This is a genomic window from Streptomyces sp. H51 (assembly GCF_035656535.1).
Taxonomy (GTDB): domain Bacteria; phylum Actinomycetota; class Actinomycetes; order Streptomycetales; family Streptomycetaceae; genus Streptomyces.
The window spans coordinates 119,419-140,821 of the sequence record NZ_JAYMHD010000069.1 but is presented as its reverse complement, the minus strand read 5'-3'; the positions used below and the strand labels follow the sequence as shown (position 1 = coordinate 140,821).

General features: G+C 74.3%; 20 protein-coding genes. 9 read left to right on the top strand and 11 right to left on the bottom strand.

Translation table 11 applies throughout. The features are described from left to right. Positions 1-111: 111 nt before the first annotated feature. From VKA29_RS25095 to VKA29_RS25080, 4 genes are all read left to right on the top strand, one after another. Positions 112-2,010: a phospholipid carrier-dependent glycosyltransferase gene (locus VKA29_RS25095; protein WP_420718560.1), complete on the top strand. Its 1,899-nt coding sequence runs from the start codon at positions 112-114 to the stop codon at positions 2,008-2,010. Between the two features lie 124 nt (positions 2,011-2,134). Next, the gene (locus VKA29_RS25090) at positions 2,135-3,058 is read left to right on the top strand and encodes a MurR/RpiR family transcriptional regulator (RefSeq protein ID WP_324788226.1); all 924 of its coding nucleotides are present in this window, start codon (positions 2,135-2,137) and stop codon (positions 3,056-3,058) included. A gap of 440 nt (positions 3,059-3,498) precedes the next feature. Continuing rightward, complete coding sequence (locus VKA29_RS25085; protein WP_324788225.1) at positions 3,499-3,873, top strand: hypothetical protein; 375 nt, start codon at positions 3,499-3,501, stop codon at positions 3,871-3,873. Positions 3,874-4,272: 399 nt separating this feature from the next. Next, on the top strand, positions 4,273-6,582 hold the full coding sequence (locus tag VKA29_RS25080) for a SpoIIE family protein phosphatase (protein ID WP_324788287.1): 2,310 nt from the start codon (positions 4,273-4,275) through the stop codon (positions 6,580-6,582). 94 nt (positions 6,583-6,676) lie between these two features. Here the strand turns inward: VKA29_RS25080 and VKA29_RS25075 are convergent, their stop codons facing one another. Together VKA29_RS25075 and VKA29_RS25070 are read right to left on the bottom strand one after the other, a co-directional pair. Continuing rightward, positions 6,677-7,435, bottom strand: coding sequence for a peptidoglycan-binding domain-containing protein (locus tag VKA29_RS25075; protein ID WP_324788224.1), 759 nt, complete (start codon positions 7,433-7,435; stop codon positions 6,677-6,679). A gap of 109 nt (positions 7,436-7,544) precedes the next feature. Further along, a complete protein-coding gene (locus tag VKA29_RS25070; RefSeq protein WP_324788223.1) occupies positions 7,545-8,378 on the bottom strand; it encodes a hypothetical protein in 834 nt (277 codons plus the stop codon). 155 nt (positions 8,379-8,533) lie between these two features. Here VKA29_RS25070 and VKA29_RS25065 point away from each other — a divergent pair, with 155 nt between their 5' ends. After that, positions 8,534-9,268 carry a TetR family transcriptional regulator gene (locus VKA29_RS25065; protein ID WP_324788222.1) on the top strand — a complete coding sequence of 245 codons (735 nt, stop codon included), beginning with the start codon at positions 8,534-8,536 and terminating at the stop codon, positions 9,266-9,268. Between the two features lie 149 nt (positions 9,269-9,417). Beyond that, positions 9,418-9,831 (top strand): Zn-ribbon domain-containing OB-fold protein, encoded by a 414-nt coding sequence (locus VKA29_RS25060; RefSeq protein ID WP_324788221.1) that lies wholly within the window; start codon positions 9,418-9,420, stop codon positions 9,829-9,831. A 7-nt stretch (positions 9,832-9,838) separates the two neighbouring features. Here VKA29_RS25060 and paaI read toward each other — a convergent pair whose 3' ends face one another. The 3 genes from paaI to VKA29_RS25045 all read right to left on the bottom strand — a co-directional run bounded on the left by paaI (position 9,839) and on the right by VKA29_RS25045 (position 12,012). Continuing rightward, entirely contained in the window at positions 9,839-10,273 is a 435-nt protein-coding gene (gene paaI / locus VKA29_RS25055; RefSeq protein ID WP_420718557.1) for a hydroxyphenylacetyl-CoA thioesterase PaaI, read from the bottom strand. 75 nt (positions 10,274-10,348) lie between these two features. Beyond that, on the bottom strand, positions 10,349-10,735 hold the full coding sequence (locus VKA29_RS25050; protein WP_324788220.1) for a PPOX class F420-dependent oxidoreductase: 387 nt from the start codon (positions 10,733-10,735) through the stop codon (positions 10,349-10,351). Positions 10,736-10,833: 98 nt separating this feature from the next. Further along, positions 10,834-12,012: a MalY/PatB family protein gene (locus tag VKA29_RS25045; RefSeq protein ID WP_324788219.1), complete on the bottom strand. Its 1,179-nt coding sequence runs from the start codon at positions 12,010-12,012 to the stop codon at positions 10,834-10,836. A gap of 260 nt (positions 12,013-12,272) precedes the next feature. Here VKA29_RS25045 and VKA29_RS25040 point away from each other — a divergent pair, with 260 nt between their 5' ends. Continuing rightward, positions 12,273-13,652, top strand: coding sequence for a S1 family peptidase (locus tag VKA29_RS25040; protein WP_324788218.1), 1,380 nt, complete (start codon positions 12,273-12,275; stop codon positions 13,650-13,652). A 267-nt stretch (positions 13,653-13,919) separates the two neighbouring features. Here VKA29_RS25040 and VKA29_RS25035 read toward each other — a convergent pair whose 3' ends face one another. The 3 genes from VKA29_RS25035 to VKA29_RS25025 all read right to left on the bottom strand — a co-directional run bounded on the left by VKA29_RS25035 (position 13,920) and on the right by VKA29_RS25025 (position 15,985). Continuing rightward, on the bottom strand, positions 13,920-14,108 hold the full coding sequence (locus VKA29_RS25035) for a hypothetical protein (protein WP_324788217.1): 189 nt from the start codon (positions 14,106-14,108) through the stop codon (positions 13,920-13,922). Between the two features lie 214 nt (positions 14,109-14,322). Next, the gene (locus VKA29_RS25030) at positions 14,323-15,021 is read right to left on the bottom strand and encodes a L,D-transpeptidase (RefSeq protein ID WP_324788285.1); all 699 of its coding nucleotides are present in this window, start codon (positions 15,019-15,021) and stop codon (positions 14,323-14,325) included. 157 nt (positions 15,022-15,178) lie between these two features. Then, entirely contained in the window at positions 15,179-15,985 is an 807-nt protein-coding gene (locus VKA29_RS25025) for an SDR family NAD(P)-dependent oxidoreductase (RefSeq protein ID WP_324788216.1), read from the bottom strand. A 50-nt stretch (positions 15,986-16,035) separates the two neighbouring features. Here VKA29_RS25025 and VKA29_RS25020 point away from each other — a divergent pair, with 50 nt between their 5' ends. Beyond that, positions 16,036-16,572 (top strand): hypothetical protein, encoded by a 537-nt coding sequence (locus VKA29_RS25020; protein WP_324788215.1) that lies wholly within the window; start codon positions 16,036-16,038, stop codon positions 16,570-16,572. 75 nt (positions 16,573-16,647) lie between these two features. On the opposite strand, the gene VKA29_RS25015 is transcribed toward VKA29_RS25020, so the two are convergent. From VKA29_RS25015 to VKA29_RS25005, 3 genes are all read right to left on the bottom strand, one after another. Continuing rightward, complete coding sequence (locus tag VKA29_RS25015) at positions 16,648-17,562, bottom strand: SDR family oxidoreductase (RefSeq protein ID WP_324788214.1); 915 nt, start codon at positions 17,560-17,562, stop codon at positions 16,648-16,650. 137 nt (positions 17,563-17,699) lie between these two features. Then, a complete protein-coding gene (locus tag VKA29_RS25010; RefSeq protein WP_324788213.1) occupies positions 17,700-18,329 on the bottom strand; it encodes an MBL fold metallo-hydrolase in 630 nt (209 codons plus the stop codon). After that, a complete protein-coding gene (locus VKA29_RS25005) occupies positions 18,329-19,414 on the bottom strand; it encodes an S-(hydroxymethyl)mycothiol dehydrogenase (protein WP_324788212.1) in 1,086 nt (361 codons plus the stop codon). Before VKA29_RS25005 ends, VKA29_RS25010 begins: the two co-directional genes overlap by 1 nt. Positions 19,415-19,574: 160 nt before the next feature. Between VKA29_RS25005 and VKA29_RS25000 the strand changes: the two genes are divergently transcribed. Further along, positions 19,575-21,326, top strand: coding sequence for an ABC transporter ATP-binding protein (locus tag VKA29_RS25000; protein ID WP_324788211.1), 1,752 nt, complete (start codon positions 19,575-19,577; stop codon positions 21,324-21,326). Positions 21,327-21,403 lie beyond the last annotated feature (77 nt).

The window sequence follows — 21,403 nt, the reverse complement described above, 5'->3', positions numbered from 1 at the left end:
CGGGAGCCGGTGCGAGAGTGGGGCCATGAGAAGGACGCCTTGGGCAAGGGCCATGAGACGGCCCTCGATCGCTCCCGCCACCTCGCGGCCGGCGTCACCGCGGAGCGGGTGATGGCGCCGGAACAGCGCTCGGCCCCGGACCGGGGCACCCGTGACGGCCCGGAGCGGCCGGCGCCGGACGCGGCGCCGGCGCGCCGGGCCGCGCGGCGCCTGCCGACCCCGCTCCTGGTGGCCGTGCTGCTGGCGCAGATGGCCGCCGCGATGGTGACGACCGCCGTCCAGCAGACCCCCACGATCGACGAGCCGGTGTACGTCGGCACGGCGGCCGACTACCTGCGCGAGCACCGGGTGCGCCTCAACCCGGAGCACCCGCCGCTCGGCAAGCTGCTGGTGGCCGTGGGGGTGGCGGCCGCCGGCCCGCACGTCGACACCTCCCTGCCCGGCGACCAGGGCCGGTTCGGGCGGCACCTGCTGTACGAGTCGGGCAACGACCCCTGGCGCGTGATGCTGTGGGCCCGCCTGCCGGTGATCGCGCTGACCCTGCTGTTCGGGCTCGTGGTGTTCGCCTTCGCGCGGGACCTCGCCGGTCCGGTGGGCGCGGTGGTCGCGCTCGCCCTGTACGCCTTCTCCCCCGACGTGATCGCCCACGGGTCGCTGGCCACCCTCGACGTGCCGGCCGCGGGGTTCGTGCTGACGTCGGTGTGGCTGCTGTGGCGGGCCCGTCGGCGGCCCCGGCGGTACCTGCCCCTGGCCGGATCGGCCCTCGGCGCGGCGGTGGCCACGAAGATGAGCGCGCTGCCGGCGGTTCCGGTGCTGGCGGCGACGGCCGCCTGGGCGGTGTGGCACGCCGGGACGCCGAGCCGCCGCGGGACGACGGGGCCGAACCGCCGCGGGACGACGGGGCCGGACCGCCGCGGGACGACGGGGCCGGACCGCCGCGGGACCGCAGGGCCGGACCGCCGCGGGACCGCGGGGCGAGCCGCCGCGGGCACGGCAGGGCCGGACTGTTGCGGGACCGCAGAGCCGGACCGCCGCGGGACGGCGGGGCGAGCCGTCGCGGGCGCGGCGGGGCGGGCCGTCGCGGGCGCGGCAGGGCGAGCCGTCGCGGGCGCGGCCGTCGTGGCGCTCGCCGCCGTGGCCGTCGTATGGACGTCCTACCTGGCGGTCGATCCGCGGCTGCGCTGGTCGCCCGGGCAGCACATCCCCGCCGTGCACGGGCTGCGCGGGCTGCTGGTGCGGCTGCTGCCGTTCCCCGAGGCCTACCGGGACGGGATGCGCGTGCAGTTCGGCCTGGAGAACCGGCCCTGGCAGGGCTTCCTCTTCGGCCGCCTCCACACCGGGTCGCGCTGGTACTACCTGCCGGCCGCGCTGCTGGTGAAGACGCCGCTGGGGCTGCTGGCCCTGGGGGCCGCCGACGGCGTCGCGCTGCTCGCGGTGCGGCGGCTGCGGCCCGCGGCGCCGTACGTGCTGCTGCCGGCGGCCGTGCTGCTGGCCGCGGCCATGCACGGGTCGCGGGACTTGGGCACCCGGTACGCCGTCTTCGTGCCGATGTTCCTCGCCGTCGCGGCGGGCTGCGTCCCGACGCTGCGGTGGCGGTGGGCGCCGTGGACGACCGGGGCGCTGGTGCTGTTCGTCGCGGTGAGTTCGCTGCGGACGTGTCCCTACTACCTGCCGTACGCCAACGAGGCGTTCGGCGGGCCGGCCAGGACCCATCTGCGGCTGCACGACTCGAACGTGGACTGGGGGCAGGATCTGGGCCGGCTGGCGGACCGGCTGCGCGAGCGCTACCGGGGCGAGCGGATCTGGCTGGTCTACAAGGGCAGTGGTGTGCCGTCCGCCTACGGCATCGACGCCGCCGACCCGCGCGAGGTCCCCGCGCGCGAGGTGCGCGGGCTGCTGGTCGTGTCGGACTCCGCGGCGGCCAAGGCGCGCGGCGAACTCGCCGGGCTGATCGCGAGCAGCCGCCCCGTCGACGACGTCGGTCACTCGATCACGATCTACCGCCGGTGAGGCATCGGGCTGGTGGACCGGCCCGCAAGCGGCGTCCGGCGGGCCGGGAGCGCCGGTGCAAGCCCTGGTCAGTGCGGTGGGTGAGCTATGTTGAAGCACTGTGCGAGACAAAGGAGGCGCACCGGTGCCATCGCCACAGCAGGCACGCGCACAGGCATCCGCCATCACCTCGGGCAAGACCGCTCCGGAGGCCGAGGCGTCCCCGACCTCCCAGCTGCGGACGCTGTTCGACCGGCCCCGGCTCTCCCCCGGGCAGCGGCGCATCGCCCAGTACCTGATCGAGCACATCACCGAGGCCGCGTTCCTGTCGATCACCGACCTCGCCGAGCGGGTCGGCGTCAGCCAGCCGTCGGTGACGCGGTTCGCCGCCGCGGTGGGCTTCAGTGGTTACCCGGCGCTGCGCGAGAAGCTGCAGTCGGTCGCCCTCGGCGCGCTGGCCGGCGGGCCGGGCGCGGCCGAGGAGAACGTCAGCAACGAGCTGCAGGCGGCGGTCGACGCGGAGATCGAGAACCTGGAGAACCTGCGGCGTGACTTCGCCGACCCCGACCAGGTGATCGACGTCGGCCGCAAGCTGTCCGCGTCGACCCCGCTGACCGTCCTGGGACTGCGCATCTCGGCCTCGATCGCCGAGTACTTCGCCTACGCCGCCCGCCGCATCCACCCCGACGTGCGGCTGGTGACCCTGGGCGGCAGCATCGCCTACGACGCGCTGCTGCAGTCCCGTGAGGCCGGCGGCACCTGGGTGCTGGCCTTCTCGATGCCCCGGCACGCCCAGGAGACGCTCACCGCGGTGCGGGTCGCCAGGAACGCCGGGCTGAAGGTCGCTCTGGTGACCGACCTGGCGCTCGGGCCGGTGGCCGACGAGGCGGACGTCACCTTCACCACCGGCACCGGCTCGCGGCTGGTGTTCGACTCCTACGCGGCACCGGGCGTGATGGCCGCCGCGCTGCTGCAGGCGATGACCGACGCCGACTCCGAGCGCACCCAGGCCCGGCTCGAGGCGTACGAGCAGATCTCCGACCAGCACCAGTTCTTCCTGCGGGACTGATCCGTCCGGCCCTCCCCGGCCGGCCCCCGCCGTTCCTCTCGTCACCCCACCCGATGCCAGAAGGGGACATTCACGGACAGAGCGCGCATGAATGTTTTCATGCTTCTTGCAAAGCGGACGGCATATATAAATACTTCTCACGGATCGCGCCCCGGCTCACTCCGAGACACGTTTCCGCGCCCCCGTCCCCTCCCCCGCACCGCCCGCAGAAAGCCACGGTCCGCCATGCGTACGCCGCACCAGCTGCCGCACGGACACCGCACGCCTTCCCGGGCTCCTGCACGAACCCCCGAAGCCGCCGTCTCCTACCCGCGTCGGCGCCCAGGGTGTTCGGTCGGGCCTCGCCTGTGCGAGCGCCCATGGCGGCCCCGGTCATCCCCTAGGCCGGGGCCGCCCGCCCCCGTCGGACCACCCCCCACGACGCCGCACCCCCGGAAGCGATGATCATGCCCCTGACGACGACGCGCATCAGCCCGGACTGGCCGTGCCAGGTCAAGACGCCCGGTTCCTTCGACTGGGAGCGCTCGGCGGCCAAGTGGCTGCGCGAGCTGGTGCCGACGCGCTACGCCAGCTATCCGGCCCTCATCCGCCACCCCGTGCTGCTCGCCCGGCACGCGCAGATCCAGGTCCACAACGAGATCCGGGTCGCCCGCACCGCCCTGCAGACGGCCCGCGCCGACCTGCCGAGGCTGGGCCTGCCGGAGTCGGTCATCGAGCACACCATCAAGCTGTACGCGGCCGAGGTGCGGCAACTGCAGCACATCGCGCGCAGCGTCCGCGCGGTCACCGAGGCCCTGGCCGACTCGGCCCGCTGAGCGCGCACCGGCCCGCGGACGCGTGATCCGGGCCGGCTCGCCGCCCGGCCGGGGTCCGGCGAACGGGCCGACCGGGACGGACGCGTCGCGGGTGCCTTCCCGGTGGCGCCGCCGCCGGTACCGACGTACCTGGTCACGGCATGTCTCAGCGGTCCACCGCGGCCGTGGCCGCAGCCGCCGCCCGAGCGACGAGGACCCCCGTCGGCCCGCCGCCCCGGCCGGGCACGGACCGCGTGGCGGGTACCGCTTTCGAGTGGAGTCCGGCCAGGCATCCCCGCGATCGACCCGCGTCCTGTGTGCGATGCTCGACGCGTGACGAGCGAGCCCTCCCTGCCGGCGGAGTCCCGGGCGCCGGACACGGCGGCGCTGGCCAAGGTCGTCGCCAGGCAGCGCGCCGAGATGGAACGACTGCGGGACCTGGCGGCGACGTCGGCCGTCCTGGAGCGCGCCAAGGGCGCCGTGATGGCGCTCACCGGCTGCTCCCCGGACGCGGCCGCCGAGGAACTGCAGCGACGCGCCGAGGCCGGCCGGCGGACGCTGCTCGAGGAGTGCTGGATCACCCTAGGGAGCCTGCTGCCGCCGGACGGCCCGGCCGTCGAGCGGCGACGCGGCCGGTCCTCGCACGGCGCCGTCCCCACCTCGCGGGGCCCGGCCGACGACGGCACCGGGGCCCTCGGCCTCCTCGGCGGAGCCCTGGCCCGCGCCGCCACACCGCACGACCTGGCCGGCTGCCTGCTGGAGCGGCTCCCCGCGGAGGTCGGCGCCGACGCGGTGGTGATCTACGCCCGGAGGCCCGCCGGGGGACTCGAACTGATCGGGCACGCGGGCGTCGACGACACCCTGACCGCGCGCTGGCGCCAGGTTCCGCCGCTGAGCGGGACCGCGGCGCTCGACGCGCTCCGGTCGGGGGAGCCGCGCTGGCTGGAGGACGTGGAGACGGACCGCCGGCGATACCTGCTGATCGAGGATCCGCCCGGCCGCTGGCGCTCCCGCGCCTGGCTGCCCCTGCCGGCCGACGGCGACTCGCCCGACGCGTGCCTCGGCATCCTGCGCACCCGCACCGGGCCGTTCCCGGCACGGGTGCGGGAGCAGCTGCTGGCCGCCGCCCGGCTCTGCGCCGGCCGGCTGCGCGCCTTGGAGACGCGCCCGCGCCCCGTCGGGGGCAGCGCCGCGGCCGCCGTACAGAGCGTGTTCGACGCGCTGCCCGGCGCCGCCATGCTGCTGACCCCGCTGTCCGCCGGACCGGGAGAGGTCGAGGACTACCGGATCGACGCCGCGACCCGGCAGGCCGCCGACCTGGTCGGCGGCAGCCACGCCGACCTGGTCGGCCGGCGGCTGCGGGAGTGCTGTGCGGCCCTGACGGACGAACCGCTGTGGCGGGGCTTCGCCCGCGCGCTCTCCGGCTCCGAGCCGTTCGAGAGCGAGCCGTTCGCGCACCAGGTGGTCGTGGACGGCGCCGCCGAGCTGTCCGTCCATTCCGTGCGGGCGGCCCGGCTGGGCGAGGGACTCATCGTCACCTGGGTGCGCCACGGCTCCTCCGACCGGCAGCGGCAGCGCCTGGCGGACGTGCAGCGGCTGGGCAACCTGGGGTGGGCGAGCTGGAACCTGGTCACCGGGGAGGCGAGCTGGTCCTCCGAGGTGTTCGCGCTGTTCGGCCGGGAACCCGCGAGCGGTCCGGTCGGCCTCGGCGGGCTCGCGGACCTGGCGCTGCCCGAGGACGTCCCCGCGCTGGCCGACGCCCTCGACCGGCTGCTGGCGGAGGCGAGGCCGTTCGACGTCCCGTTCCGGGTGCGGACCTCGGGCGGGCTGCGGCATCTGCGGCTCGTCGCCGAGGTGGTGCCCGACCACCACGGCACGCCCGCCGAGGTCCACGGCGTCGTCCAGGACCTGACCGTGCAGCGCAGCGCCGAACTCGCCCTGGTGGAGAGCGAGCGGGCCATACTCACCCAGCACGACGTCCTGCGCGCCGAGCGCACGCTGGCCGCGCGGCTGCAGCACGCGCTGCTGCCGCTGCCGACCAGCCCCGCGCGGCTCGCCGGACTGCGCGTCGAAGTCGCCTACCTGCCCGCCCAGTCCGGCATCCACGTCGGCGGCGACTGGTTCAGCACCCTCGAACTGCCCGAGGGGGACGCCCTGTTCGTGGTCGGCGACGTCGCCGGGCACGGCATCGACGCCGTCGCCACCATGGCCCAGCTCCGCTTCACGGCCAAGGGCATGGTCATCACCGGCTCGTCGCTGACCGGCGCCCTCGCCCGGCTCAACACGCTGCTGCTGCACTCCCGCGACACGCACGGCACGGCGACCATGGTCCTCGCCCGCTACTCCCCCGGCGAGCGCCGGCTGGTGTGGGCCCAGGCCGGTCACCCGCCGCCGCTGCTGCTGCGCGACGGCCGGGCGAGCTATCTCGACCGGCCCCGCGGCATGCTGCTGGGGGCGACCGCCTCGCCGGTGTTCGAGGAGGCGGAGTGCCTGCTGCGGCCCGGCGACCGCGTCGTGCTGTACACCGACGGCCTGGTCGAGCGGCCCGGCGAGGGGCTCGACCGCGGTCTGGAGCGGCTCGCGGAGGCCGTCGTCGCCCACCGGGCCGACCACCCCGGTTCGCTGGCCCCGCTGCTCGACGCGGTACTGGAGGGAGAGGACCGGGACGACGTCTGCGTCCTCGACATCCGGGTCCCGGCCGAGCCCGCGGATCCGGCAGCGCGGGGTTAGGCCCGGGTAAGGCCCCCGCCGGGCCCGTCGTCCGGCCCGGGTCGGGCCCGTCGTCCGAGTCGGCGCCGCGTCCCGCGCCGTGCGGCCGTTCGGGTCAGCCGGTGCCCGACGCCGTCCGGGACTCCAGCGCGGTGCGGGTGTCGTCGCCGTAGACGCCGGTCTCGTCGCCCCGGATGCCGTACCAGAGCTGGAAGCGGGCGACGGCCGCGGTGAGGGCGGCGTCGTAGCGGCCGCTGGTGGACCCGTGGTCGTAGACGTTCGGGACGCGCAGCAGGCGCTGCTGCAGGTCCGTCACCCGTGGTCCGCCGTCGCCCTCGCGCAGGGTGCCCGCTCCGTCGGGATCGGCCCGGCCCGCGGTCGGCGCGGCGGCGGTGGGGGTGGGATCGGCGGACACGGTGGGCACGGGTGCGCCGGCCGACGCGGCGCGGTGCCGGCCGGGCAGCAGGAGGGCGCCGCCGAACCCGACGAGCGCGGCCGCGGCGACGGCGATGACGACGGCGGCGCGACGCCGGCCGGGACCGAGACCGAGACCGGGAGCGGGAGCGGGAGCGGCAGCGAAGGGCTCCTGGCGTGCGGGCCCGGTACCCGCGGACCGGGCGCCGTGCGGCCCGGCGTGGACCCGGCCGGCGCCGCGCGGGTCCGTGCGGTCGTCGTCGCGGACGGGTGGCATCTCCCGGGTGGCGTCCTCGGAGCCGGACGGCGGCCCGGGCACCTGGACGGCCTCGTAGCCGGCGTCACGGGGCAGGTCGCGCAGCAGTTCGGCCAGGGCGTCGGTGCGGCGCATGCGCAGGACGCGGACCGGTTCCAGGGGCGGCCGGTCGCCCGGTGAGCCGGATGCGCGCGGTGTGGGCACAGTGCTCTCCCTCCGTCCCGTGGCAGGGCCCCGGTCCTCGGTCCCTGGTCCTGGTCCCTGGTCCCTGGGAAGACATACGCGGCCGGAGCGCCGGGCGTTCAGCCGACGGTCAGGCCGTCGCGGCGAGGAAGCGGTGCAGGGACTCCTTCAGGGCGGTGACGAACGCGTCCCTGCGGGCCTCGTCGAGGGCGTCCAGGGAGAGGTAGGGGTTGAGGTCCTCCAGCTCCACGAGGAGCAGTCCGCCGTCCGGGGCACGGCAGGCGTCGACGCGCTGGATGCCGTGGTCGATGGCGTTCCACGCGATGAAGCGCCGGGCGAACTCCAGGTCCGCGGCGGTGGGTTCGTACGGCTCGAGCTGCCAGCGCCGGTCGGTTCGCGGCGCGTACAGGGCGTACTGGAAGCGGTCGTCGACGAAGTAGAAGGAGACCTCGTAGGAGAAGTCGACGCGCGGCTGGACCAGCACTCCGCCGTCCGTCAGTTCGGGCAGGCGGCCGGCGGGGACGACGGACAGGCCCGCGGAGTCGGCGCCCCGCTTGGGCTTGACCACGTACGCGTCCGCGGCGGGCAGCAGCGGCAGGTCGGCCGCGCGGTCGACGGTGGGGATGACCGGGTACCCGGCGGCGGCCAGTTCGACGAGGTACTGCTTGCCGACCATGTCCGCCTTGCCGCTGAGCTGGTTGTAGACGCGGGTCCCGCGGGCCGCCGCCCGGGCGCGGAAGGCGTCGTAGGCGTCCTGGTGGCCGAGGACCGGACCGCTGTTGCGGACGACGACGGCGTCGAACACGTCCATCAACGCGGCCGCGTCGCGGGGGTGGGCCAGGGCCAGGTCGAAGTCCTCGCGCAGCCGGGAGGTGAGGTATATGTCCTCGTCGCAGTAGCGGCGTCCGCGTGCCGGGTACGACAGGTCGGTGACGTAGAGCAGGCGGGCTCGGGCGGAGGACATGCGGGCTCCTCGGACGTGCGGTTCGGGGCGGGGCGTGGAGTGCGGAAAGGTTACGTCAGGGTGAGGGGGACCTGCCCCGGAGCGGAGTGCACTCAGTTCCCCAGCTGTAGTGCACTGAGTGCCATTTGCCGGCTCCAAGTGCTACGTTCCCGTCCATGAGCTCCGGCAACGCGGCGCACCGTCGCGACCTGAAGGGCGAGACGGCGCCCGCGAAGCCGCCCATCCGGGAGGCGCTGATCGCGGCGGCCTTCCGGCTGTTCCTGGAGCGGGGGTACGAGCAGACGACGGTGGACGACATCGTCGCGCTGGCGGGCGTCGGACGGCGGTCGTTCTTCCGCTACTTCCCCTCCAAGGAGGACGTGGTCTTCCCCGACCACGAGCGGTGCCTGTCCGACATGACGGCGTTCCTCGCCCGCAGCGCCGACGACGACGAGCCCGTGCGGCGGGTCTGCGAGGCGGCCCGGCTGGTGCTGCGGATGTACGCCGAGAACCCCGCCTTCTCGGTGCAGCGCTACCGCCTCACCAAACAGGTGCCCGTGCTGCGCGCGCACGAACTGTCGGTGGTGTGGCGCTACGAGCGCACCTTCGCCGAGTACCTGCGCGCCCGCTTCGCCGGCCGCCGCGACGGCATCCTGCGGGCCGACGTCATCGCCGCCGCCGTGGTGGCGGCGCACAACAACGCCCTGCGCTCGTGGCTGCGTTCGAGCGGGCAGGGCGACGCGAGCGCCGCGCTGGACCACGCCCTGGGCTACGTCCAGTCGGCGTTCGGCTCCCCCGGCGGCCGCTCCGACGCCGACGAGCCCGAGGACGTGGTGGTGGTCGTCGCCCGCCGCGGGGCCCCGCTGTGGCGGGTGGTCCAGGAGATCGAGTCCGTCCGGGACCGGAACTGAGTCGCAAAAAAAGGGAACGCAGTACCTTTACCTATGGCACTGAGTGCCATACTCTACCGCTGTGCACGGTGGCACGGTGACCGCGCACACCCGTGCCCGGGTGCTTCGCGCACGTGGGATTCCGGCCGAGTGCGAGGAGTTGGACCAGCGTGTACCACCACTCAGGAAACGTTGCTCGTCAGGCAGGCGGCTCCGCGGCGGGCGTGCTCGATCCCGGCACACGGGACTCGGACAGCATCCTCTTCCAGCGCTGCACCTGGTGCGGCACCGCGATGTACCACCGGCTGCTGTGCCCGGTGTGTCAGGGCAGCGACCTGCGCACGGAGCGCAGCGAGGGCGTGGGCACGGTCCGCCACTCCACGGTGGTGCACCGCAACACCCCCGCCGCGCGCAACGTATCGCTCGTGGAGATGGCCGAGGGGTTCGTCGTGCGGGGCCGGGTCATGGGCCCGCCGATAGGCATCCACAGCGGCGACCGGGTCCGGCTGTCCACCGCGAAGGACCCGGTCCGCGGCGAGCCGGTGTTCCAGCTGGTCGACGAGCCCTACCGCGCCTGGACCTGACGGCCGGTCAGTCCGGCGCCGGACGTCCGGCCGCGGCCCCGAGCGTGCGGCTGCGGCCGCGGAACTCGGCGATCACCTGGTCGCCGCGGCGCACGGTCACGTCGTAGATCCCGCTGCGGCCCGAGCGGGTGCGTTCCTCGGCCACCGCGGTCAGCACGTCGCCCTCGTGGGCGGGGGCCACGAAGTCGATGTCGGCGCCGGCCGCGACCGTGGCAGGGCCGTGGCTGTTGCAGCCGCAGGCGAACGCGGCGTCGGCCAGCAGGAACAGGCATCCGCCGTGGGCGGTGCCGTGGCCGTTGAGCATCCGCGCGGTGACGGTCATCCGCAGCACGGCCCGGCCCGCCGCGTGCTCCAGCAACTCGATGCCCATGCGCTCGGCCGCCCGGTCCGCGTCGAACACACGCCGCGCGGGGTCCTGCGCCGCCCCCTCGTCCCGCCTCACCGCTGCCCTCCTCCGGACACCCCGGCCGTCCTCCTGGTGGTACGTCGTCGCAGCGCGGCCCGGGGCCGCGTGTGTCTAGGGCCCCGGCGTCAGCCGGATGCCGACGGTTCCGTCCAGGCCCCGGCGCAGCCGGCTGCCGAGCAGGGTGAGGCGGCCGAGGACGCCGTACTTGCGGCCGATCAGCTCGCGGTAGCGGGCGAGGGTCGCCTCGTCGGTGATCTCCGCGGTGGCGGCAACCTGGGGGCCGGTGGGGTTGCCGCGCACGTCGCAGGGGCCGACCAGGACTTCCGGGCGGGCCCTGATCCGTTTCACCTTCCAGGAGTCGGCGCTCGTCCACACGCCGAGCGTGTCGCCGTCGCGCACCACCCACACCGGGGTGGCCACCGGGGTGCCGTTCTTCCGGTAGCTGGTGACCAGCAGGTACTTGCCCTCACCGAGCCGCTTCAGCGCTGTGTCGTCCATGACAGGAGTCTAGGCAGTGCGGCCGCCGACGACTCGGCGCGCCCCTCGTCGGCGACTGCGCAGGCCGGGCGCGGCTGCGCGGGCCGGGCGCGGGCGCCTCAGCCGAGTGCCGCGGCCATTCGCCGTACGCCCTCGGTGAGCACCTCCGGTGAGGTCGCCAGGTTCAGCCGCGCGTGCCCCGCCCCGCCGGTTCCGAAGGGAATGCCCGAGTTCAGGGCGACCCTGCCACGCTCCAGGAAGACCTCCGTCGGGTCGTCGCCGAGGCCCAGCGCCCGGCAGTCGAGCCAGGCGAGGTAGGTCGCCCGGCCCGGCCGGTGGGCGATCGCGGGCAGGTGCTCGGCCAGCAGGGCGGTGAGCAGACGCCGGTTGTCGTCGAGGCCGGCGAGCAGCGCGTCGAGCCAGGCGGTGCCCTCGCGCAGGGCCGCGGTGTGGGCGATGACGCCGAGGTGGCTCGGGCCGTGGCCGACCTCCTCGGGCATCCGGGCGAGGTCGGCGGCGGCCGCGGGGCCCGCGATCGCGAGAGCGGCCTTGAGTCCGGCCAGGTTCCAGGCCTTCGACGCGGACATCAACGACAGGGCGTTCTCGGCGCCGGGCACGCTCAGGTACGGCACGAAGGGGACGCCCGGGGCGGTGAGCGGGGCGTGGATCTCGTCGGCGACCACGCGCACACCGTGGCGGTCGGCGAGAGCGGCGACGGCGGCCAGTTCCTCGGCGGTGTGCACGGTACCGGTCGGGTTGTGCGGACTGCACAGCAGGAACGCGGCCCGGCGTCCGTGCGCGGTCGACCGGGCGAAGGCGTCCCGCAGCACGTCGAGGTCGATGCGCCCGTCCGCGCCGAGCGGCGCCTCGGCCACCCGCCGGTCCATGTGCTCGACGAACTGGAAGAACGGCGGATACACGGGCGGGTTGACGATCACCGGATCGCCGGGCCCGGTGACCAGTCTGATCATCTCGACGACACCGAGCATGACGTCCGGCACGACGGCCGTGCGCTCCACCGCGACGCCGTCCCACCCCCACCGCTCGGCGGCGAACCCCGCGAGCGCCTCGGCGTACCCGGTGCCGGCCGGGTAGCCGGTGTCCCCGAGGGCGAGCGCCTCGGTGACCGCGCGCAGGACGGGCTCGGCGAGCGGAACGTCCATCTCGGCCACCCACATCGGCAGCACGTCGGCGGGGTAGGCGCGCCACTTCATGCTCGTACGGCGCCGCAGTCTGTCGAGGGAGAGCATCCGCAGGGGATTCGGTTCACCGGACGGTTCGTTCGGGATCCTGGTCATGAGGCTCAAGATAGGGGGCTGCGGCGTGGGCGGGAACGACGCGTACGGACCGCCGGCCGCGCCCGCGCGGGACGCCGGGGCCCTGGAGGCGGCCGGCGACGCGTCGGACTCGGACGGCGGGGGCCCGGTCGCCGCGAAGCGTGGAGAGGTCCGTCCGCGCGGTGAACGCGGGCGGGCCCGGCCTCGTATGGAGTGAGGGCGCTCGACGACCGGAGCGCTCCGCGGTGACACCGCGCTGTTCGGGGTTTCGGGAGCCAGGCATGAGGCACGCACGACGACGCATCGTCCGGCGAGTGGCACGGCTGGCGGCCGTCGGCGGACTTCTGCTGGGCGGCGGCATGGTGGCGCAGTCCGCCATGGCGGGGGAACCCGCCGGCACCTCCGCGGTTCCGCTCAGCGCGGCCCGGTCGTCGTCCGGCACGGGCGCCGCGCTCGTCTCCGAGCTGGGCGCCTCCCGCACGGCGGGCACCTGGATCGGCGCCGACGGCCGCCCGGTCGTCGCGGTGACCGACAAGGCGGCGGCCGCCCGGGTCGAGCACGCCGGAGCCACGGCGACGATGGTGCGGCACAGCATGAACGAGCTGAAGTCGGCAACGGCGACGCTGCGTTCGGCGCCGCGCGTGGCGGGCACCGCGTGGGTGCTCGACTACCGGACCAATCGGGTCGTGGTGCGGGCGGACAGCACCGTCTCGGCCGGTGACTGGTCCCGGATGACCCAAGTGGCCTCCGGCATCGGCAGTTTCGTCCGCATGGAACGCAGCCCCGGAAAGTTCACGACCCGCCTCAACGGGGCGCAGCCGATCCTGTCGACCACCGGTCGCTGCTCGGCGGGCTTCAACGTGACGAACGGGCAGGGCGACTTCATCCTCACCGCCGGGCACTGCGGCCCCGCGGGCTCCCTCTGGTTCGCCGACGACCAGGGCCGGCGGCAGCTCGGCAAGACGGTTCGACAGGACTTCCCCGGCGGCGACTTCTCGCTCGTGCAGTACGCCGGCGGTTCGGCCGGCCAGGGCGCGGACGTGGTCGCGATCGGCAACGGCAACGGGGTGCGGATCACGGGGGTGGGTGATCCGGCCGTCGGACAGCGGGTGTTCCGCAGCGGCAGCACCAGCGGTCTGCACGACGGACGGGTGACCGGCCTCGACGCGACGGTCAACTACCCCGAGGGCACGGTCACCGGGCTGATCGAGACGAACGTGTGCGCCGAACCCGGCGACAGCGGCGGCCCGTTGTTCTCCGAGGGGATCGCGCTGGGCGTGACCTCCGGCGGGAGCGGTGACTGCATCACGGGCGGCACGACGTTCTTCCAGCCGGTGACGAAGGCGATGCGGGCGCTCGGCGTCCAGCTGATCGTGTCGGAACAGGCGGCCTCCGGGCAGAGCGCCCCGGCGCCCGCGCCGTCCGCCTCCGCGACGCGCAGCGCGATCGCACCGGGTGCCGCCTCGCCCGGCTCCTCCGCACCGGCCACGGGCACCGCGGCCGGTTCCACGCTGCCGGCCCGCCTGTCCGACCCCAGGAACATCGGGCCCGGTCTGCTGGTGGTCGCCGGCAGCCTGATCGCGCTGGTGGCCACCCGCTGCCTGCGCGCCGAGCAGGACCGCAAGGCCTACCAGCGGTACTACTCGGCGACGTGGGGCTGAGGGACCCGGCCGCACCCGGCCGGCGGTGCCGCCCGGCCCTCGGGTGACGCCCGGGGGCGGCGCGGCCGCCGCAGCGGCGAACGGCAGGCCGCCCGGCCGGCCGAGGAGGGGGACGGTGCCGACGGGGACACGCCGCGGCAGCAGGCCGCCGGTGAAGTCGACGACCGTGGCAGACGGCCGAGGTCAGTACGAGGAGTGCGGGGCGCCCAGCGGTTCCGGGGTGCCCCCGGGAACGCGCGTCGACGCGTGAGCGCCTTCAGCGGGCGCTCAGGCCGCCTTCACCGGGTGCGGGGCCGCCACGGCGGCCCACTCCATGACGAGCCGCTGGTACTCCTCGCGCTGCTCGACGCTCAGTGTCCCGCCCGACCGGCGCCAAAGGGCCCGGATCTCCTCGTTGACCTCGTCCGCCGAGCGATCGGAAACGGGTTCAACAGTGGTGGACATGGTGTGAAGCATACGGGGGCCGCCGTGAAGGAGGCGTGAATAATAAGGGGTAAATCAGACATTGAGGACCGTGTTGCTGATCACGTCGTGTCAGGGGCCGTCGGCGCGAGCGGCACGACAGGCCCGAGGGCGGCCACCGCTTCCCGGTGGCCGCCCTCGTTCCCCGGCGGCTGCCCTCGGCCACCGCCGGGGCGGGCTCCTCGGCCGCCGCCGGGGCGGGCTTCCGTCAGGTGCCCGGCTTGCGGCCGTAGACGAACACGTCGTCGCCGGTCCTCAGCAGCGACCAGTACTTCTTCGCGGTCGTCGTGGTCATGTTGACGCAGCCGTGCGAGCCCGGCGGGTTCCACATGCTGAGGTTGACCGAGTGGAAGGCCTGGCCGCCGTCGAAGAACTGGCTGTAGGGCATCGGCACGTTGTAGATGTTCGAGACGTGGTCGATGTCCCGCCAGTAGATCTTCTTCAGGCCGGTGCGGGTCTCGTACCCGTCGCGGCCGGTACGGACCGGGACGGGCCCGTAGACGAGCTTGCTGCCGTCCTGGATCCAGCTGAGCTGGAGCGAAAGGTTCACGCAGGCGATGCGCCCCTTGTTCACCGGGCACTTGCCGGCCTTGTTGGGGTTGTCGCCGACGGCCTTCTGCTTGTTCATGAGGTCCATCACACCCCAGGTGACGGGCCCCGCGTAGCCGATGTTCGGCGTGATGCCGTGCTTGTTCTGGAAGGCCTGGATGGCCTTGCAGTCGGTGGACGACTGCTTGCCGTCCACGGTCAGGCCGAGGAACTTCTCCACCTGCTTCTGGTACGGACCGGTCTTCGTGGTGCAGCTCGTGGCAGCCTGCGCGGGCGCGGTGCCCAGCGTGAGCGCGAGCGGCGCGACCAGCCCGGTGATCCCGAATGCGACGGCTGCCCGTCTGCCTATGCCCCCCATGGCGGCACATTCCCTTCCTGAGTGGTCCTTGTCACTTACCTGGACCATCCACCCAGGCAAGAGGTTGCGGACCACCGTAAGCTGCGACGAAACGGTGACCAAACCCGGTCATTCGACGGCGCCGGCCACCGATCAGCCGGGTGAACGACGGTGCGGGTCACTCCCCCTGGATCCCGCCGCGCTCTCCGGAGACCTGGTGGAAGCCGGTGTTGACGGCGGTGAGGCCGCCGTCGACCACCAGCGAGGTACCGGTGATCCAGGCCGCGTCGCGGGAGGCGAGGAAGGCGACGGCCGCGGCGATGTCCTCCGGTTCGCCGACCCGCCCCAGCGGGTACAGCGGGCGCAGCGCCTCGAGGTGGTCGTCGCGTCCCTCCCACGCCGAGGTGCGCACGGTCCCCGGCACCACGAGGTTGACCCGCACCCCGCGGGCGGCCGCCTGCCCGGCCAGGGTCCGGGTCAGGGAGCCGAGTCCGGCCTTGGCCGCGCTGTAGGCGTGACCGCCGAAGTCCTGCAGGCCGTTGACGGAACCGATGCTGACGACCGCGCCGCGACCGGAGGCGGCCAGGTGCGGGAGGGCGGCGCGGCAGCAGCGGTAGGCGCCGGTGAGGGTGACGTCGAGGTCGCGGGCCCACGCCTCGTCCGTACCGTCCTCCAACAGCGGGGTGTCCGGCGTGCAGTTCGCCGCGCTGTTGACCAGGACGTCAAGTGACCCGAAGGCGTCCACGGCGTGGGCGACGGCCGCCTCGACGGACCGCCGGTCGGCGACGTCGCACGCCGACGCCTCGACGGCGAGCCCCTGTTCGCGCAGCGCGCCCGCGGTCCTGGCCACCTCGGCGCCGTCCACGTCGGTCGCCAGCACCCGCGCGCCCTCCGCGGCGAACCGCCGGGCGACGGCGGCGCCGATGCCGCGGGCGGCGGCGGTGACGAGAATTCCGTACCCCTCGAAACGCTTGGTGTCTGTCATGGGCCGACGCTACTCCCCAGGCGATCAAGAGGGCAGGTAGCGTGCGCCGCATGTCCGCGTTCATACAACAACTGCCCGCGCTCATCGGCGTGGTGATCGGTGCGCTCGGTTCGTACGTGGTGGTCGTGCGCGGGGACCGGGCCAGGTTCCGGCGGGAGCAGGCCGCCCGCTGGGAGGAGCGTCGCTACGCGGCGTACGCCGACTGGGCGCGGTCGTTGAAGCAGACCGTCACGCTGAACTACCGGCTGGCCGCGCACTTCGGGAACGATCCCCATCCGCACCCGCTGTCGCCCGAGGAGGCCGAGCCGCTGCTGGCCGAGGCGCAGACCGCCCGGGACCCGCACGGGGAGGCGCTGATCCTGCTGGGCAGCCCCGGCGTGGTGGAGAAGGGGCGGGAGTGGGTGGTCACGGTGCTGGAGATGGAGGCGTTCCTGCGGGAGGGCCGGCGGGACCCGGGGGGCTGGCAGGCGCTGCTGGACCGTCAGCGCGCCGGGCGCGAGGCCTACTACGCGGCCGTGCGGCAGGATCTGGCCCTGCCGCCGGGCCACTCGGCGCGCTGGCCGCTCCCTCCTGCCGCCCGCCTCTGACGCGTCACCGGTCAGCGCCGCCGACCGGCCCCGCCCTCGACCGGCCCCGCCGCCGACCGGTCCCGCCCCCGCCGGTCAGCGGTAGCCGGTCACGTCGGCCGGTCTGCCCGCGTCCTGGACCTCGACCATGTAGCGCCAGGCGTCCGGGCGGCTGCCGTCGAGGTCCGTGAAGCCGTAGACGCGGGCGAGCCCGCCGCTGGAGAGGGACCGGCCGTTGAAGCGGGCCGCGTCGGAGTCGGCGGCGAGTGCGGCGACCGCGCGCCCCACATAGCGCGGGGTCTCGGAGATCGCGAAGTGCGGGACGCTTTCGAGGGCGTCGCGCCAGTTGTCCTCGCCGACTCCGAATTGGTCGAGCATGATCTCCGAGCGGAGCCAGCCGGGCGTCAGGGCGACGGCGGTCGCGCCGCGCGGGCCGATCTCGTGGCCCAGGGCGAAGGCCATGCGCAGCACGGACGCCTTGGCGAGGTCGTAGAAGAAGGAGACCCGGTAGGTGTCGCGGTTGTAGTCGGCGGTCCCGTCGGTCATCTCCACGACCAGTCCGCCCGGCCGGCGCAGCAGCAGGGGCAGGGCGTGGTGGCTGGTGATCGCGTGGGTCTCGACGGCGAGCCGCAACAGCCGCAGCCCCTTGTCGAGGTCGTGCTCCCACACGGGCCTGTCCCACTCGAAGAGGTTCTCGCCGCCCCAGATGTCGTTGACGAGGACGTCGAGGCGGCCCTGCTCGTCGTCGACGCGGTCGACCAGGGCGCGGACCTGCGCGGGGTCGAGGTGGTCGGTGGGTACGGCGATGCCGTGGCCGCCGGCCTCGGTGACGAGGTCGGCGGTGTCCTCGATCGTCTCCGGGCGGTCGTACTCGGAGCGGTGCGCGCGGGTGCTGCGGCCGGTGACGTAGACGGTGGCGCCGGCCGCGCCGAGTTCCACCGCGATCCCGCGCCCCGCGCCGCGTGTCGCCCCGGCGACCAGCGCCACCTTGCCCTTCAGCGGTCCGGACATGCCCGGTCTCCGTTCCCTCGTGACTGTCGTCCGCACTGCCGTGCGGGCTCGGGGTCGAGAGTGCCGGGAAAGCCGGACACCTTCTGTCGGCTTTTCGCGGACAGTTTTTCGCGGTACCGGCACGGGCGCCGGGCCGGTCAGTGGCCGCGGTCGATCCACTCCTGAAGATGCGGGGCCTCGGCGCCGATGGTGGTCTCCTCGCCGTGGCCGGTGAGGACCCTGGTCCCGGGCGGGAGGGTGAGGAGGCGGTCGCGGATCGAGTCGATGATCGTCGGGAAGTGGGAGAAGGAGCGGCCGGTCGCGCCCGGGCCGCCCTGGAACAGGGTGTCTCCGGTGAACACCGTGGCCAGGCCCGGGTCGTAGAGGCAGACGGCGCCCGGCGCGTGCCCGGGGGTGTGCAGGACGGTGAGGTCGGCGCCGGCCGCCTCGATGACCAGGCCGTCGCGCAGGTGCGCGTCGGGGTCCCGGTCCGGGTGGGTCTGCTTCCACAGCGGCAGGTCGTCGGGGTGCAGCCAGATGGTGGCGCCGGTGCGGTCGGCCAGGGCGGGGGCGGCGTCGATGTGGTCGTTGTGGGCGTGCGTGCACACGATGGCGGTCAGCCGCCGGTCGCCGACGGCCTCGGCGATGGCGTCGGCGTCGTGCGCGGCGTCGATGACGACGGCCTCGTGGTCGTCGCCGACGATCCACACGTTGTTCTCGACGTCCCAGGTCCCGCCGTCGAGCGTGAACCGACCGGAGGTGACCAGGCGTTCGATGCGCGCGGCCATCACAGCACCACCACCGAGCGCAGCACGTCGCCGCGGTGCATCCGCTCGAACGCCTTCTCCACGTCGGTCAGTTCGATGGTCTCGGTGACGAACGCGCCCAGGTCCAGGCGTCCTTGCAGGTGCAGGTCGATGAGCATCGGGAAGTCGCGGGAGGGCAGGCAGTCGCCGTACCAGGAGGACTTCAGCGCGCCGCCGCGGCCGAAGACGTCCAGCAGCGGCAGTTCCAGCTTCATCTCCGGGGTCGGCACGCCGACCAGGACGACGGTGCCGGCCAGGTCGCGGGCGTAGAAGGCCTGCCGGTAGGTCTCCGGGCGGCCGACCGCGTCGATGACCACGTCCGCGCCGAAGCCGCCGGTCAGCTCGCGGATCGCCTCGACCGGGTCGGTCGAACGGGAGTTGACCGTGTGGGTGGCGCCCATGGAGCGGGCGGTCTCGAGCTTGCGGTCGTCGATGTCCACGGCGATGATCCTGGACGCGCCGGCCAGCCGGGACCCGGCGATCGCGGCATCGCCGACGCCGCCGCAGCCGATGACCGCCACGCTGTCGCCGCGCCCCACGTTGCCGGTGTTGACGGCCGCGCCGATGCCCGCCATCACCCCGCAGCCGAGCAGGCCGGCCACCTGCGGCGCGACGGACGCGTCGACCTTGGTGCACTGACCGGCCGCGACCAGCGTCTTCTCCGCGAACGCGCCGATCCCCAGGGCCGGGGACAGTTCGGTGCCGTCGGTCAGGGTCATCTTCTGCCCGGCGTTGTGCGTGTCGAAGCAGTACCAGGGCCGTCCGCGCAGGCACGCCCGGCACTGGCCGCACACCGCCCGCCAGTTGAGGATCACGAAGTCGCCCGGGGCGACGTCGGTGACCCCCTCGCCGACCGACTCGACGACGCCCGCCGCCTCGTGCCCGAGCAGGAAGGGGAACTCGTCGTTGATCCCGCCCTGCTTGTAGTGCAGGTCGGTGTGGCACACCCCGCACGCCTGCACCTGGACGACCGCCTCGCCCGGTCCGGGGTCGGGCACGACGATGGTCTCCACCCGCACCGGCTCGTTCTTGCCGGGTGCGATCACGCCGCGTACTTCCTGTGCCATGTGCTGAACCCTTCCGTGGGCCGATGTCCGTGCTCCACGACCCTACGCGTGACCGATCGGTAACGGCACGGCGTGCAGCGCCGGCGGAGATCCCGCACGCCCCGGGCGGTGGGCCGCCCACGTAGCCTGATGCCTTCCGCCCGCCCGTCGAAGGAGTGCCGTGAGCATCGCAGAGGCCCAGCCCGGTCCGCCCGCCTGGCGGCTGCTGTTCGGATACGTACGGCCGCACCGGTGGGCCCTGCTGGCGGGTGCCGTGCTGTCGCTGGTCACGGGGGCCACCGGCCTGCTGCTGCCACTGGTGGCCAAGGGACTGATCGACGACCTCTCCCACGACCGGGCGATCACCGGCGCGCTGGTGACCATGTCGGTTCTCGTGGTCGTCAACGCGGCGGTGGGGGCGCTGGGTTCGTACGTACTGCGGCGCACCGCGGAGTCCGTGGTGCTCGGGGCGCGGCGGGCCCTGTCGTCGTACCTGCTGCGGCTGCGGGTCCCGGCCGTCGACCGCAGCGAGCCGGGCGACCTGATGGCGCGCATCACCTCCGACACCACCCTGCTGCGCCAGGTCACCACCGAATCGCTGGTCGGCCTGGGCACGGGCGGGCTGACGCTGCTGGCGACCGTGACGATGATGGCGCTGGTGGACCCGGTGCTGCTCGGGGTCACCCTGGCCGTGATCCTCCTGGCGGGCACGGTGCTCGGGGTGATCGTCCCGCGCATCAACCGGGCCAGCCGGCAGGCGCAGGACGCGGTGGGCGTGATGGGCGCCTCGCTGGAGCGGATCCTCGGCGCGCTGCGCACGGTGAAGGCGTCCGGCGCCGAGCAGCGGGAGGAACACACGCTGCACGCGGCGGCCGAGGAGTCGTGGCGGCAGAGCGTGCGGGCCGCGAAGTGGTCGGCGGCGGCCGGCAACACGGCGGGACTGGCGATGCAGATCGCCTTCATCACGGTGCTCGCGGTGGGCGGGGCGCGGGTGGCGACCGGCGCGATCGACGTGGGCACGCTGGTGGCGTTCCTGCTGTACGTCTTCTACCTGATGTCGCCGATCCAGGCGGTGGTCGGGGCGGTCACCCAGTACCAGACGGGCGCCGCGGCCCTCGCCCGGATCCAGGAGGCGCTGCGGCTGCCCGCCGAGCCGGCGGCCGCCCCCGCCCCGCTGCCCACGGCGGACGCCGAGCCGGCCGCGGTGGCCTTCGACGACGTCCGCTTCCGGTACGCCGACGACCTCCCGTACGTCCACCACGGGGTGACGTTCACCGTGCCCGCCCGGGGGATGACCGCGTTCGTGGGCCCGTCCGGGGCCGGCAAGACCACGGTCTTCTCCCTCATCGAGCGGTTCTACGACCCCGAGTCGGGGACCGTCACCCTCGACGGCCGCGACGTCGCCGACTGGGAGTTGCCGCGGCTGCGTTCGGCGATCGGCTACGTGGAGCAGGACGCTCCGGTCCTGTCGGGTTCGCTGCGGGACAACCTGCTGCTGGGCAATCCGGAGGCGGACGACGGGGATGTCGCGCGGGTGCTGAAGACGACCCGCCTCGACGGTCTGGTCGCCCGGCTGCCGGCCGGGCTGGACACGCTGGTGGGGCACCGGGGCACCAAGCTGTCGGGCGGTGAGCGGCAGCGGGTCGCCATCGCCCGCGCGCTGCTGCGCCGTCCGCGGCTGCTGCTCCTGGACGAGGCGACCTCGCAGCTGGACGCGGTGAACGAGGCGGCGCTGCGCGACACCGTGGCCGACGTCGCGCGGACCACCACGGTGCTCGTCGTCGCGCACCGCCTCTCCACGGTGACGATGGCGGACCGGATCGTCGTCATGGACGCGGGCCGGGTACGTGCGGTGGGCACGCACCGGGAACTGGTGGCCGCCGACCCGCTGTACGCGGAACTGGCGGCGACGCAGTTCCTGGCGACGGCCTGAGCGGCCGTCCGACGGCCCCGGCCGGCCGCGCGCCGGCCCCCGGGGTGATCAGCGCGTCCGGGCGACGTGTCCTGGCG

Coding starts and splice junctions, on each gene's coding strand:
- VKA29_RS25095 (WP_420718560.1), top strand. CDS start 112: ATGGCGCCGGAACAGCGCTCGGCCCCGGACCGGGGCACCCGTGACGGC.
- VKA29_RS25085 (WP_324788225.1), top strand. CDS start 3,499: ATGATCATGCCCCTGACGACGACGCGCATCAGCCCGGACTGGCCGTGC.
- VKA29_RS25080 (WP_324788287.1), top strand. CDS start 4,273: ATGGAACGACTGCGGGACCTGGCGGCGACGTCGGCCGTCCTGGAGCGC.
- VKA29_RS25070 (WP_324788223.1), bottom strand. CDS start 8,378: ATGTCCTCCGCCCGAGCCCGCCTGCTCTACGTCACCGACCTGTCGTAC.
- VKA29_RS25065 (WP_324788222.1), top strand. CDS start 8,534: ATGAGCTCCGGCAACGCGGCGCACCGTCGCGACCTGAAGGGCGAGACG.
- VKA29_RS25050 (WP_324788220.1), bottom strand. CDS start 10,735: ATGGACGACACAGCGCTGAAGCGGCTCGGTGAGGGCAAGTACCTGCTG.
- VKA29_RS25045 (WP_324788219.1), bottom strand. CDS start 12,012: ATGACCAGGATCCCGAACGAACCGTCCGGTGAACCGAATCCCCTGCGG.
- VKA29_RS25040 (WP_324788218.1), top strand. CDS start 12,273: ATGAGGCACGCACGACGACGCATCGTCCGGCGAGTGGCACGGCTGGCG.
- VKA29_RS25035 (WP_324788217.1), bottom strand. CDS start 14,108: ATGCTTCACACCATGTCCACCACTGTTGAACCCGTTTCCGATCGCTCG.
- VKA29_RS25030 (WP_324788285.1), bottom strand. CDS start 15,021: ATGGGGGGCATAGGCAGACGGGCAGCCGTCGCATTCGGGATCACCGGG.
- VKA29_RS25025 (WP_324788216.1), bottom strand. CDS start 15,985: ATGACAGACACCAAGCGTTTCGAGGGGTACGGAATTCTCGTCACCGCC.
- VKA29_RS25020 (WP_324788215.1), top strand. CDS start 16,036: ATGTCCGCGTTCATACAACAACTGCCCGCGCTCATCGGCGTGGTGATC.
- VKA29_RS25015 (WP_324788214.1), bottom strand. CDS start 17,562: ATGTCCGGACCGCTGAAGGGCAAGGTGGCGCTGGTCGCCGGGGCGACA.
- VKA29_RS25010 (WP_324788213.1), bottom strand. CDS start 18,329: ATGGCCGCGCGCATCGAACGCCTGGTCACCTCCGGTCGGTTCACGCTC.
- VKA29_RS25005 (WP_324788212.1), bottom strand. CDS start 19,414: ATGGCACAGGAAGTACGCGGCGTGATCGCACCCGGCAAGAACGAGCCG.